Source organism: Piscinibacter sp. PDB1-1, from assembly GCF_056675995.1.
The window spans coordinates 559,942-572,228 of sequence record NZ_JBWVZJ010000003.1 but is presented as its reverse complement, the minus strand read 5'-3'; the positions used below and the strand labels follow the sequence as shown (position 1 = coordinate 572,228).

The 12,287-nt window shown below is 67.3% G+C and carries 11 protein-coding genes; 5 read left to right on the top strand and 6 right to left on the bottom strand.

Features of this window, described 5'->3' with window-relative positions; genetic code table 11:
• Positions 1-49: 49 nt before the first annotated feature.
• Positions 50-2,470 (bottom strand): putative bifunctional diguanylate cyclase/phosphodiesterase, encoded by a 2,421-nt coding sequence (locus tag AC1KAR_RS18520; RefSeq protein ID WP_480320386.1) that lies wholly within the window; start codon positions 2,468-2,470, stop codon positions 50-52.
• 295 nt (positions 2,471-2,765) lie between these two features.
• On the opposite strand from AC1KAR_RS18520, the gene AC1KAR_RS18515 reads away from it, so the two are divergent.
• Complete coding sequence (locus AC1KAR_RS18515; protein ID WP_480320384.1) at positions 2,766-3,548, top strand: ZIP family metal transporter; 783 nt, start codon at positions 2,766-2,768, stop codon at positions 3,546-3,548.
• Here the strand turns inward: AC1KAR_RS18515 and AC1KAR_RS18510 are convergent.
• Positions 3,542-4,471, bottom strand: coding sequence for a LysR substrate-binding domain-containing protein (locus AC1KAR_RS18510; protein WP_480320382.1), 930 nt, complete (start codon positions 4,469-4,471; stop codon positions 3,542-3,544). The genes AC1KAR_RS18515 and AC1KAR_RS18510 overlap by 7 nt on opposite strands.
• Positions 4,472-4,544: 73 nt before the next feature.
• Here AC1KAR_RS18510 and AC1KAR_RS18505 point away from each other — a divergent pair, with 73 nt between their 5' ends.
• On the top strand, positions 4,545-5,468 hold the full coding sequence (locus tag AC1KAR_RS18505; RefSeq protein ID WP_480320380.1) for a DMT family transporter: 924 nt from the start codon (positions 4,545-4,547) through the stop codon (positions 5,466-5,468).
• Positions 5,469-5,482: 14 nt separating this feature from the next.
• Here the strand turns inward: AC1KAR_RS18505 and AC1KAR_RS18500 are convergent, their stop codons facing one another.
• The 4 genes from AC1KAR_RS18500 to AC1KAR_RS18485 form a co-directional block, all read right to left on the bottom strand.
• Positions 5,483-5,917 (bottom strand): universal stress protein, encoded by a 435-nt coding sequence (locus AC1KAR_RS18500; RefSeq protein ID WP_480320378.1) that lies wholly within the window; start codon positions 5,915-5,917, stop codon positions 5,483-5,485.
• A gap of 122 nt (positions 5,918-6,039) precedes the next feature.
• Positions 6,040-6,882: a sulfurtransferase gene (locus tag AC1KAR_RS18495; protein WP_480320376.1), complete on the bottom strand. Its 843-nt coding sequence runs from the start codon at positions 6,880-6,882 to the stop codon at positions 6,040-6,042.
• Between the two features lie 4 nt (positions 6,883-6,886).
• Positions 6,887-7,774, bottom strand: coding sequence for a DMT family transporter (locus AC1KAR_RS18490; RefSeq protein WP_480320374.1), 888 nt, complete (start codon positions 7,772-7,774; stop codon positions 6,887-6,889).
• A gap of 67 nt (positions 7,775-7,841) precedes the next feature.
• Positions 7,842-8,969, bottom strand: a complete 1,128-nt coding sequence (locus AC1KAR_RS18485) for an aromatic ring-hydroxylating oxygenase subunit alpha (protein ID WP_480320372.1) — start codon at positions 8,967-8,969, stop codon at positions 7,842-7,844.
• Between the two features lie 245 nt (positions 8,970-9,214).
• Between AC1KAR_RS18485 and AC1KAR_RS18480 the strand changes: the two genes are divergently transcribed.
• The 3 genes from AC1KAR_RS18480 to dxs are packed head-to-tail and all read left to right on the top strand — an operon-like array spanning position 9,215 to position 12,230.
• Entirely contained in the window at positions 9,215-9,457 is a 243-nt protein-coding gene (locus AC1KAR_RS18480; RefSeq protein ID WP_480320370.1) for an exodeoxyribonuclease VII small subunit, read from the top strand.
• Complete coding sequence (locus AC1KAR_RS18475) at positions 9,454-10,344, top strand: polyprenyl synthetase family protein (RefSeq protein WP_480320368.1); 891 nt, start codon at positions 9,454-9,456, stop codon at positions 10,342-10,344. The genes AC1KAR_RS18480 and AC1KAR_RS18475 overlap by 4 nt, the downstream gene beginning before the upstream one ends.
• Before the next feature lie 2 nt (positions 10,345-10,346).
• Positions 10,347-12,230, top strand: coding sequence for a 1-deoxy-D-xylulose-5-phosphate synthase (dxs, locus tag AC1KAR_RS18470; RefSeq protein WP_480320366.1), 1,884 nt, complete (start codon positions 10,347-10,349; stop codon positions 12,228-12,230).
• Positions 12,231-12,287 lie beyond the last annotated feature (57 nt).

Sequence of the window (12,287 nt, the reverse complement as noted above, 5' to 3'; positions counted from 1 at the left end):
GACACTTCGATGAGGGCGGAGACTTTTCCGGGCTTTGCGGGCCGCCCGATCAGGGCTCGGTGGGCAGGGGCAGCGTCGCTCGGGCCAAGGGCTGATCGATGTCGCAGCGTTCGGGCACTTCGCCGCGCGAGCGCAGAAATTTCCTCACCTCGGCGGGCGGCATCGGCCGGGCCACCAGGTAGCCCTGCACACCGCCGCAATGGTGCTCACGCAGCAGTTCGGCGGCGTCCTGGTCCTCCACGCCTTCTGCGAGCGTTTCCATCCGCAGCGCGCGAGCCATCTCGATGGTGGCGCGCACGATGGCGCGGGCGTCGGGGCGGGCCACGATCTCGCTCACGAAAGAGCGGTCGATCTTGAGTTGATCGAACGGGAAGCGGCGCAGGTAGGCCAGAGACGAGTACCCGGTGCCGAAGTCATCGAGCGCGATGCGCACGCCCAGCTCGCGCAGGCCGTGCAACTTGGCCAGCGTGCTGCCGTTGTCGTCCATCAGCACCGACTCGGTGATCTCGATCTCGAGCCGCTGCGCCGGCAGGCCGCTGACCGCCAGTGCATGCGCCACGTCGGCGCGCAGGTCGCGGGCCATGACCTGCAGGGGCGACAGGTTCACCGCCACGCGCACGTGGTCGGGCCACGCGCGGGCTTCCTTGCAGGCCCGGTGCAGCACCCATTTGCCGATCTCGTGGATCAGGCCGGCATCTTCGGCCACCGGGATGAACTCGTTGGGCGGCACCACGCCCAGTTCCGGGTGCGTCCAGCGCAGCAGGGCCTCGAAGGCGAAGACTTTTCCGTCTTCGAGGCGGATCTGCGGCTGAAAGACCAGGTGGAGCTGCTTGCCCGGGATCGCTTCGCGCAGCGCACGCTCCATGTCGAGCCGCTTCACCACGCGCGCGCCCATGCTCTGCGTGTAGAAGCTGAACTGCCCGCGCCCCGCGCCCTTGGCGGCGTAGAGGGCGAGGTCGGCATTCTTGAGCAAGGTGTCGGTATCCAGGCCATCGGTGGGCGCGAGGGCGATGCCCAGGCTCGCGCCGAGCGGCACCGTCACGCCGCCGATCTCGCACGGCTTGCTCAGGGCATACAGCACCCGGCCGGCGACGAGTGCCACCTCGTCGGGGCTGTTGGCGTCGCGCACGATCAGGCCGAACTCGTCGCCGCCCAGGCGCGCAACCACGTCGCCTTCGCGGCGAGCCGCCTGCAGGCGCTGGCCGACCACGCGCAGCAACTGGTCGCCCATGTCGTGGCCCAGAGCGTCGTTGACGGTCTTGAAGCCGTCGAGGTCGAGGCAGAGCACGGCGATCTGCTCGCCGGACCCGCGCAGCCTTTGCAAGGCGTCGTCGAGCTCTATACGGAAATGGTGGCGGTTGCTGAGGGCCGTGACCGCGTCGAAATGCGCGAGCTGCCAGACGTGGCGCTGCGCCTCGCGCGCCGCCGTCACGTTGGACACGACGCCGCGCCAGCCATCGCCACCTTCCACCGGCTTGGCGGTGAGCGACCACCACACCGTGCGCCGCGCGATGCTCACCGGCAGCTCGATGTGGCTAAAGGGCGTGCGGTCTTGCAGATGTTGCGCAATGCGCGTGAGCGCCGCTTCGCCTTCGGCCGCCGCGGGTTCGCCCAGCCTGCGCTGGCGGCGCATCAGCAGCTCCAGCATGCTGGTGCCTTCGAGCGCGCGGCCGGGTCGCCCCAGCAGGCGAGCCATGCGGCGCGACACCTTGCGCAGGCGGCCTTCGTTGTCGACCTCCCAGAGCACGTCCGCGGCATGCTGCTCGAAGTCGTGCAGCAGCAGGCCGATCACCTCGCGCTGCCGTTCGGCACGCAACTCGGCCACCACGCGGGCCTTGAACATCCGTGACCAGGCCTGCGTACCCGCCAACACGACGCCCACGTACACGACCAGCAGCATGGTCATCGGCGCCGCGCTCTCGACCCCGAGCTGCAGCACCGCCGCGCCCGCGCCCAGGCTCATCAGCGCGAGGAAAACGGTGGCAGCCTTGTGCAAGGGCGCCAGAGCCGCCGACCCCGCACACATGATGCCCACCGTGATGCTCGTGAGGATGAGGAACTGCGCCGGCGACGCGACCGAACTCATCAGCGGCAGGGGCAACCCCCATAGGGCGCCCATGATCAGTGCGTGCCGCCACGCGTGCGTGGTGGCGCGTGCCGAGGCATACCGTGGCACATGACCGCGCCGCATGCGTGACCAGGCGCGCAGGCCCATCGCCACACCGCAGCCTATGGCCAGCGCCCACAAGGCCAGCATGGCCGCCGGAACGCGGTCGCGGAAGGTCAGGCACAGCGTGCTCACACCCACCGCATTGGCTGCCACGATCATGGGGGTGAGCACCAGCACGGCCTGAACCTGCAAGGCGCGCAGCCGCCCGCGCAGGTCGTTGCTGGGCGGATCGAGCAGCTCGGACAGCTCGGTCTCGGTGGCGAGCGCGCTGGTGTTCTCCGTCAGGACGGCGGTGGACATGGGCACGGTGAATCAAAACGAGGGGCCCCGACGCGTGACACGATGGGGTGATCAGCAAGGATTGCCGCAGCCCAGCGGCCGCGCAAGGGGCCGCGCGGCCGCTCAGTGCACGCGCATGCGGTTTCGCGCGAATACTGCCCATTTCTCGCGGGCCAGCCCCGGAGATGGGGTGGGCGCGGGCCCGTGAATTGCGTCACGCCCAAGTGGTGGCGTGCAGACACGCGCTAAGCTTCGCGCCTTGCCCGGGTCGTGCGCAGTGCGTGGCTCACTCGAGGCGTTCTCGCTTGCGCCCCTCATGACACTTCTCTATATCGTCGCGGCCACGTTTGCCGGCGGCCTGCTTTCCGTCTTGATCGCCGCCACGCTCACGGTGAAGGTACTGGGCCGCGTGGTGCACCACTTGGTGAGCCTGTCGGCCGGCGTGCTGCTGGCGACCGCCCTGCTCAACGTGCTGCCCGAGGCCTTCGAGAGCACGGCCAGCCCGCATGCGCTGTTCGGCACGCTGCTGGCGGGGCTGATCTTTTTTTTCCTGCTGGAGAAGGCCGAGCTGTACCGCCACAGCCACCACCACCAAGGGGACGGCCACCACCATCACCACCACTTCGATCAGCAGCAGGCTGGGCGCGGCGGCTGGAGCGTGCTGATGGGCGACAGCATCCACAACTTCTGCGACGGCATCATCATCGCGGCGGCTTTTCTCACCGACTCGCACCTCGGGCTCGTCACGGCGCTGGCCATCATCGCGCACGAGATTCCGCAGGAGGTGGGCGACTACATCGTGCTCGTCAACGCCGGCCTGTCTCGGGGCAAGGCGCTGCTCTACAACGCGATCTCAGGCTTTGCGGCCGTGGTGGGGGGCGTGCTGGGCTTTTTCATCGTCGGGCCCTGGGTCGACCTCTTCCCCTACCTGCTGGTCGTGGCGTCGAGCAGTTTCATCTACGTGGCCGTGGCCGACCTGATCCCGCAACTGCAGCACCGCTTGTCGATCCGGGACACCGCGATTCAACTCGCCTGGCTCGGTGCCGGCATGCTGGTGATCGTGCTGGTGCTGCAGATGGTGCACGGCCACAGTCACTGAACGCTCTTGGCGGCCGGTGCGCGGCCGAGCTTGGTGTGTACCCGCATGACATCCACCGCGAACTGAAGCGCTGGCGTCATGCGCTGCGTGTTCCATGCCGCGGCGGTTGCCACGGTGCTGATCCGCTCCACCAGGGGGCGAAAGGTAACGTTCTGCGGCGCCAGCGCGAGCAGGTCTGACGGCACCAGCGCGACGCCCTGGTTGCAGGCCACGAAAGCCACCTGCGTGGTCACGCTTCGCACCTCGCGCAGGATGCGCGGCGAGAAACCTTGCGCTTGGCAGGCCGCGATGATGCTGTCGAAGTAGGCGGGGCTCAGCCGCCGCTCGAACATCACGAACAACTCGTCGGACAGCGAGGCGAGCTTGATGCGGCTCTTGGCGGCCATCGGGTGCGAGCCGGGCAGCGCGACCGAGAGGCGGTCGCGCGCCATCGGCAGGGTGGCGATGGTGTCGCTGTTGTCGGGCTGCAGGCGTGCGAAAGCGAGGTCGATGTCGCCGGCTTGCAGTGCGGGCAGGGCCTCGGCGCTGTCGATTTCGCGCACCGAAATGCTCAGGTCGGGCCGCTGTGCGCGCAGCTCCTCCAGCAGAGGCGGCACCACCTCGAGCAGCGCCGATGAGATGGCGCCGATCGTGAGCGTGCCGGATTGCCCGGCCACCGCCTCGCGCACGGCGATCTCGAGGTGCTCCAGTTGATCGACGAACTTGCGCACCGCCGGCAGGATGGCCCGGCCCACATGCGTGAGCTGCGCCCCACGGCGCGATCGCTCGAAGAGCTTGACCTTGAGGGCCTGCTCCAGCACCTGGATCTGCTCGGTGAGTGGCGGCTGCGACATGCCCAGTCGCCGTGCGGCGCGGCCGAAGTTCTGCTCTTCGGCCACGGCCAGGAACAGCCAGAGGTGCCGCACAAGTCGAAAGTTGATCATAGGTTTGGCGTATGGAAGTGTTCCGTAGAGAAGAATTTACAGAATGAACGACGGCAGCGACAGTGGGCACACCATGAGTTCACACACTTCCATTGCCGCCCCGGCACGCCAGGCACCCACCGGCCGCGGCCTGGGCATCGCGCTGGCGCTCGCCGGATCGATCGGCTTTTCAGGCAAGGCCATCCTCGCCAAGCTGATGTACCAGTACGGTGTCGACGCCGTCACCGTGGTGGCGTGGCGGATGCTGATCGCGCTGCCGATGTTCCTGCTGCTCGCCGCGTGGGCCGGGCGCGGCAAGCCCCCACTCGCGCGCCGGGACGTGGCGGCTGTGCTGGGGCTCGGGTTCTCGGGCTACTACGCGTCGAGCATGTTCGATTTCTATGGGCTGATGTACATCAGCGCGAGCCTCGAGCGGCTCATCCTGTACCTCGGCCCGACCATCGTGATGCTGCTGTCGGTGCTGTGGGTCAAGCGGCCGGTGACGCGCCGCCAGTGGGCTGCGGCAGGCGTGAGCTACCTGGGCACGGCGGTGGTCTTCGGTCGGGAGTTGCACGTCGAGGGCTCGCACGCCGCGTTGGGTGCGGCCCTGGTGTTCGCGAGTGCGGTGAGCTACTCGGTCTACCTGATCGCGAGCGGGGAGGTCGTGAAGCGCGTGGGCGCCATGCGGCTCACCGGCCTCGCATCGAGCGCGGCTTGCGTCTTCTGCCTGCTCCACTTCGTGGCGGTGAAGCCGCTCGGCGCGCTGATCGTGCCCGAACCGGTGTTCTGGTTGTCGGCGCTGAACGCAGTGGCCTGCACCGTGGCGCCGATCCTGATGGTGATGATGGCGATCGAGCGCATCGGATCGGCGCTGGCTGCCCAGGTGGGCATGGTGGGGCCCGTCTCGACCATCGCCATGGGCGTGTGGCTCCTTGGCGAGCCCCTGACGCCCGTGCTGATGGTGGGGACGGTGCTGGTGCTGGCCGGGGTCACCCTGGCGTCGTCAAAACGCGCCTGAGTGTGGCTGGTCGGTCAACGCACCACCAGCACGGGCACGGTCGTGTGGGTCAGCACCTTCTGGGTCTCGCTGCCCAGCAGCAGGGCCGTGACGCCGCGGCGCCCGTGCGAGGCCATGACGATCAAGTCGCACGAGTTGCGTGAGGCGTGGTCGATGACGGCCTCCCAAGGGTGCAGCGCCTCGACGGTGTGAGCCTCGCAGGCCAGTCCGGCCGCCTCGGCGGCGTCGCGCACGTCCTTCACTCGGGCGGCGGCGATGCGCTCTTGGGCGTCGAAGAACTCCTGCGGCGGTGTCGGCTGCATCTCGGAGATCGCGCTGTACGGGAAGGGCTCCTTGACGCTCACCGTGAAGAGCGTGGCGTTGAGCGTCTTGGCGAGCCCGATGGCGGTGTCGATCGCCTTCTTGGTGATGTCGGAGCCGTCGGTGGGGACGAGGATGCGCTTGTACATGACCATCTCCTGTTGAAAGAGCGGGCGGCGCGGGCGTGCGCGGGGCCCATTCGGTGCCAAGTTACCCCGAGGCCGGGGACGGGTCAACCGGGCGGGCAGTGTGTCGCGCTGTAGGTGCTGCCCTACGGCGCAGTGCTCGCTCCCGGGCCGCGCACCATGGGGCGCGCAGGATCGCTGCTCCATTCGCTCCACGAGCCGGGATAGAGCAGGGTGCTGCCCAGGCCCGCGACTTCCATCGCAAGGATGTTGTGGCAGGCCGTCACGCCCGAGCCGCACTGGTGCACGACAGGGCGCGGCCCGAGCAGGGGCGTGAACTCGGCACGCAACTGCTCTGCAGGCTTGAAGCGGCCATCGGCCTGCAGGTTATCCATGAAGAAACGATTGGCTGCGCCGGGGATGTGGCCTGCGACCTTGTCCAGCGGTTCAACGTCGCCACGGAAGCGGGCGGGTGCTCTGGCGTCGATCACCTGGACCTCGGCGAGGCGCGCCTGCAACTCGCCAGCATCGACCATGGCCACGAGGGGTTCGCGGTCGGGGTAGGGCGCAGCCTGGCGTGGGACGACCAGTTCTCGCGTCAAGGCCCCACCAGCCTGCTCCCAGGCGGCGAGCCCGCCATCGAGCACCGCGACATGGCTGTGGCCGAGCCAGCGCAACAGCCACCATGCACGCGCGGCATACATGCCGCCCTGCCGGTCGTAGGCGACGACCGGCGTGCCCGGAGCAATGCCAAGCCGACCCGCCCATTGCGCGTACTCGGCTCGGCTGCGCTGTGGGTGGCGCCCGTTGAGGCCGGTCTTCGGCGCCGAGAGATCCCGATCGAGATGCACGTAGTGCGCGCCGGGCAAATGGCCTTCGGCATAGCTGCGTTCGCCCGCGGCCGGGTCGCCGAGATCGAAGCTGCAGTCGAGCAGGATGGGCTGGAGGCTGCCGGAAAGAAGTTCGTTCGCGCTGATGAGAGGGTGCATGGCGTCAGCTTTCAGTCGGGGAACTGGTGTCAGCGAAAGCCGCCTTGCTGCGCAGCAGGGTGGCGGCCAGGCCCGCGAAGACGATCAGCAGCATGCCGGCGAGCGCCATCCAGGTGATCTTGTCATTGAACAAGAGCACGCCATACACGAACGAAAAGGCGATGCCCAGGTACTGCAGGCTGGCATTGACCAGCATTTTGCCGGTGCTGTAGGCGCGCGTCATCATCGTCTGCGCAGTGGTGGCGAGCACGCCCACGGCGAGCAGCAGGGCTGCACCGCGCCAGGTGTGGGCATGCATGCCGGTCCACAGCGTGCTGATCAGACCGATCAGCATGCCGCCGAGCGAGAAGTAGAAGACGATGCGGTAGACCGGCTCACCCACGCGGCCGAGCGCCGTGACTTGCAGGTAGGCCGTGGCCGAGATCATCCCGGAGATGAGCCCGATCATCCCGTGCCAGAGCTGGTTTTCCTCGATCGTGGGCCTGAGGATCAGCGCCACACCCGCGAAGCCGAGCAGCACGGTGGCGATCAACCGGCCATCGACCCGAGAAGTGCCGAGCATCACTGCTCCACCGATCAGAAAGAGCGCCATCCAGACCGACGACATGTAGTTCAGCGTCATGGCGGTGGCCAGCGGCAGGTTGCCGATGGCGTAGAACCACAGGCTCAGCGCCATCACCCCACTGATGCTGCGCCAGAAATGCATGGCGGGCACCTTGGTGCGCAAGGTGCCGCCTTGGCGCCAGGCCACGAAGGCCAGCGTGAGTGCACCCACGGCACCGCGGTAGAACACGATCTCGCCGGTGCTGTACAGCTCGGACGCCAGCTTGACGCACACGCTCATGGTGGCGAACAGGAAGGACGCAAGGATCATCAGGACCGGAGCGCTCATAGCTTGGCTCCGGCCAGGGGTGCGATGCGCAGGGAGACAGGCGGGACCGCCGCGCAAGTGGCGGCCATCAACCCCCGCGGAAGTTCAAGGCGCGCCGGTACCAGGCGTGGAAATGCTCCATGCCGTCTTCCATCGGCGACTGATACGGGCCAGCCTCGTCGTCGCCTCGCTCGTACAAGGCCTTGCGGCCGGCATCCATGCGCAACGCGATCTCGTCGTCCTCGATGCAGGTCTCCATGTAGGCGGCCTGCTGGGCCTCGACGAACTCGCGCTCGAACGCGGTGATCTCCTCGGGGTAGAAGAACTCCACCACGTTGAGCGTCTTCTGCGGGCCCTTGGGGTAGAGCGTGGACACGATGAGCACGTGCGGATACCACTCGACCATGATGTTCGGGTAGTAGGTCAGCCAGATGGCGCCTTGCTTGGGAGGCTGCCCGTCACGGAACTTCAGCACCGCTTCGTGCCACTTCAGGTAGACGTCGGAGCCGGCCTTGGCGAAGCCCTTGTTCACGCCCACCGTCTGCACGGAGTAATCGCGGCCGAACTCCCACGCCAGGTCGTCGCAGGTGACGAACTGGCTCAGGCCCGGGTGGAAGGGGCCGACGTGGTAGTCCTCGAGGTAGACCTCGATGAAGGTCTTCCAGTTGTAGTCGCACTCGTGCATGTGGACCTTGTCCAGCACGTAGCCGCTGAAGTCGAGGTCGGCGCGTGGGCCGAGTCGGGCCAGTTCGGCAGCGATGTCGCGACCGTTGTCCTCGAAGACGAGCCCGTTCCAGGTGCATGTCTTGTACCGGTTGAGGTGCAGGCAGGGGTCCTGCTGGAAGTGCGGCGCACCGATCAACTGGCCCTTGAGGTCGTAGGTCCAGCGGTGCAGCGGGCAGACGATGTTCTGGCCGGTGTTGCCGCGCCCTTGCAGCATCACGGCCTGGCGGTGCCGGCAGACGTTGGAGATCAGCTCGATCCCCTGGGCGGTGCGCACCAAGGCCCGGCCTTCGCCCTCCTGGGGCAAGGCGTAGTGATCGCCAATCTCTGGAATCGCCAGCTCGTGCCCGAGATAGCGGGGGCCATGCTGGTAGATCAGCTCCATCTCGCGGCGGTGAAGATCGCCGTCGAAGTAAGCAGATACGGGGAGTTGGGTGCGAGATTGCTCTAAAGCGGGGCCAAGAGCGGGGAGAGCGAGGCTCAGGTCAGGCATGATCCCGAGGTTTCCTATAACCGATGTGAACGTGCCACCCGGGTACTGCTGGCGGGTGGGATGTTGTCGCTGCGCACGGCGCGGACGGGTTTTGATCCCTGTCATTCAGCGAGGGCGGGATTGTACCCAGCGGGTGCGTGGCCGTCCCGAATTTGAGGTCTCTCCCTGAAGGGCTGGAATTGGTGCGCCCCGACAACGCTCCTGTCCGGGCCGCCTGACTACAATCTCGCTTTTGCCCCCTCCTGATGGCCAAAGCACCTCCCGCATCCACTTCCAGCCCTCTGCCCGCCAACTATGAGCAGGCCCTGGCCGAACTGGAAGCCCTGGTGGCGGCCATGGAAGGCGGACAACTGCCCCTGGAGGGCCTGTTGCAGAGCTATCGCCGTGGCGCCGACCTCTTGAACTTCTGCCGCGAACGGCTGGAAGCGGTCGAGTCGCAGGTCAAGGTACTTGAAGACGGCCAATTGAAGCCTTGGAAGAACGAATGAGTCCCGTCGTCGATTTCGACTCGTGGTCACGTGCCCAGCTCGACATGGTCGAGTCGGCGCTGTCGGCCTGGGTGCCTGGCGACGCGCCCGCCGGCCTGGGGCTCGCCATGCGCTATGGCGTGCTCGACGGCGGCAAGCGGCTGCGCCCGCTGCTGGTTCTGGCGGCGTCTCACGCCGTGGGTGGCGCGGCCGAGCCCGCTTTGCGTGCCGCCTGCGCGGTTGAGCTGATCCACGCGTATTCGCTGGTCCACGACGACATGCCCTGCATGGACAACGACGTGCTGCGCCGCGGCAAGCCCACGGTGCACGTGCAGTTCGGCGAAGCGCAGGCCATGCTGGCCGGCGACGCCATGCAGGCATTGGCGTTCGAGATTCTCACCCCTGAAGATGGCGTGGCGCCCGCCTTGCAAGCGCGGCTGTGCGCGCTGCTGGCGCGTTCAGCAGGCCATGCCGGCATGGCCGGTGGCCAGGCCATCGATCTGGCCAGCATCGGACTGCAGCTCGACGAGGCCGGCTTGCGCAACATGCATCGCCGCAAGACAGGCGCGCTGCTGCAGGCCAGCGTCCTGATGGGGGCCGCCTGTGGCGAGTGTCAGCCGGGCTGCTGGCAGGCGCTGTCCGACTATGGCGATGCCATCGGCCTGGCGTTTCAGGTTGTCGACGACATCCTCGACGTCACCCAGGCCTCCGAGACCCTGGGCAAGACGGCCGGCAAAGACTTGGACAACAACAAACCCACCTACGTGTCGGTGCTGGGCCTGGACGCGGCCCGGCAGCACGCGCGCCAGTTGCGCGAGAAGGCCCATGCGGCCTTGAAGCGCAGTGCGATTGCAGACGTGACCTGGCTGGCCGAATTGGCAGACCGCGTGGTGGAGAGGGATTCCTGAAGATGAAACACGACTTGCTCAAGACCATCGACGGCCCGGCCGACGTGCGCAAGCTCTCGCGCACCGAGCTCAAGCAGCTGGCGGTCGAGCTGCGCGACTACGTGCTGCAAAGCGTGTCGCAGACAGGCGGGCATCTGTCGTCGAACCTCGGCACGGTCGAACTGACGATTGCGCTGCACCATGTGTTCAACACGCCGCACGATCGCATCGTGTGGGACGTGGGCCACCAGACGTATCCGCACAAGATCCTCACGGGCCGTCGCGACCGCATGGCCACCCTGCGACAGCTCGGCGGCCTGTCGGGCTTCCCGCGCCGCCCCGAGAGCGAGTACGACACCTTCGGCACGGCACACTCGTCGACCTCGATCTCCGCCGCTCTCGGCATGGCGATCGCCGCGCAGATCAATGGCGAAGAGCGCCGCTCGGTGGCCGTGATCGGCGACGGCGCCATGACGGCTGGCATGGCGTTCGAGGCGCTGAACAACGGTGGCGTGGCCGGCGCCAACATGCTGGTGGTGCTCAACGACAACGACATGTCGATCTCGCCGCCGGTAGGCGCGCTCAACCGCTACCTCGCGCGCCTGATGAGCGGCAAGTTCTACGCCGCTGCGCGCGATACCGCCAAGACCGTGCTGAAGAACGCACCGCCGCTGTTCGAGCTGGCCCGGCGCTTCGAAGAGCACGCCAAGGGCATGGTCGTGCCCGGCACCATATTCGAAGAATTCGGCTTCACGTACTTCGGCCCGATCGACGGCCACGACCTCGATTCGCTCATTCCCACGCTCGAGAACCTGCGCGACATGAAGGGCCCGCTCTTCCTGCACGTCGTCACCAAGAAGGGCATGGGCTACAAGCTCGCCGAGGCCGACCCCGTGGCCTACCACGGCCCGAGCAAGTTCAACCCGGCCGAAGGCCTCAAGAAGCCTGCCACGCCGCCCAAGCCCACCTTCACGCAGGTGTTCGGCCAATGGCTGTGCGACATGGCCGAGGCCGACAAGCGCCTGGTCGGCATCACACCCGCGATGCGCGAGGGATCGGGCATGGTCGAGTTCGAGCAGCGCTTTCCCAAGCGCTATTTCGATGTCGGCATCGCCGAGCAGCACGCAGTCACATTTGCCGCCGGCCTGGCCTGCGAAGGCATGAAGCCAGTGGTGGCGATCTACTCCACCTTCTTGCAGCGCGCGTACGACCAGCTCGTGCACGACGTGGCGATTCAGAACCTGCCAGTGGTGTTCGCGCTCGACCGCGCCGGCCTGGTCGGCGCCGATGGTGCCACCCACGCCGGTGCCTACGACATCGCCTTCCTGCGCTGCATTCCCAACATGAGCGTGCTGGCACCGGCCGACGAGAAAGAGTGCCGCCAGTTGCTGACGACCGCCTTCCACCAGGATCACCCGGTCGCCGTGCGCTACCCGCGCGGCTCGGGCACCGGCGTGGCCGTGGACCCGGCGCTGACCGACCTGCCCTGGGGCAAGGGTGAAGTGCGCCGCCAAGGCGAGCGCATCGCGATCCTCGCCTTTGGCACCTTGCTGTACCCTGCGCTCGCCGCCGGGGAGAGCCTGAACGCCACCGTGGCCAACATGCGCTTTGTGAAGCCGGTGGATGTAGCGCTGGTGACGGAACTGGCGCGCAGCCATGATGCAATCGTGACCATCGAGGAAGGCTGCCTCATGGGCGGCGCCGGCAGCGCAGTGCAGGAAGCGCTGGCTGCGGCCCGCATCGAGGTGCCGGTTCTCAGTCTGGGCTTGCCCGATGAATTCATTGAGCATGGTGACCCCGCCAAGCTTCTCAGCTTGTGTGGCCTGGACGCCGCGGGCATCGAGAAGTCGATCCTCCAACGCTTTGGCGCACGCCCGGCCCTGCTGAGGCCGGCGGCGCATGGTTAGCGAGGTCGTGACCCGATGACCTTGGGCCCACCAGGGCGTGCGTTAGCTGTCATCCTT

Bases quoted from the DNA above. Each gene is read 5' to 3' on its own strand.
- AC1KAR_RS18520 (WP_480320386.1), bottom strand. From the start codon at position 2,470: ATGTCCACCGCCGTCCTGACGGAGAACACCAGCGCGCTCGCCACCGAG.
- AC1KAR_RS18515 (WP_480320384.1), top strand. From the start codon at position 2,766: ATGACACTTCTCTATATCGTCGCGGCCACGTTTGCCGGCGGCCTGCTT.
- AC1KAR_RS18510 (WP_480320382.1), bottom strand. From the start codon at position 4,471: ATGATCAACTTTCGACTTGTGCGGCACCTCTGGCTGTTCCTGGCCGTG.
- AC1KAR_RS18505 (WP_480320380.1), top strand. From the start codon at position 4,545: ATGAGTTCACACACTTCCATTGCCGCCCCGGCACGCCAGGCACCCACC.
- AC1KAR_RS18500 (WP_480320378.1), bottom strand. From the start codon at position 5,917: ATGTACAAGCGCATCCTCGTCCCCACCGACGGCTCCGACATCACCAAG.
- AC1KAR_RS18495 (WP_480320376.1), bottom strand. From the start codon at position 6,882: ATGCACCCTCTCATCAGCGCGAACGAACTTCTTTCCGGCAGCCTCCAG.
- AC1KAR_RS18490 (WP_480320374.1), bottom strand. From the start codon at position 7,774: ATGAGCGCTCCGGTCCTGATGATCCTTGCGTCCTTCCTGTTCGCCACC.
- AC1KAR_RS18485 (WP_480320372.1), bottom strand. From the start codon at position 8,969: ATGCCTGACCTGAGCCTCGCTCTCCCCGCTCTTGGCCCCGCTTTAGAG.
- AC1KAR_RS18480 (WP_480320370.1), top strand. From the start codon at position 9,215: ATGGCCAAAGCACCTCCCGCATCCACTTCCAGCCCTCTGCCCGCCAAC.
- AC1KAR_RS18475 (WP_480320368.1), top strand. From the start codon at position 9,454: ATGAGTCCCGTCGTCGATTTCGACTCGTGGTCACGTGCCCAGCTCGAC.
- dxs (WP_480320366.1), top strand. From the start codon at position 10,347: ATGAAACACGACTTGCTCAAGACCATCGACGGCCCGGCCGACGTGCGC.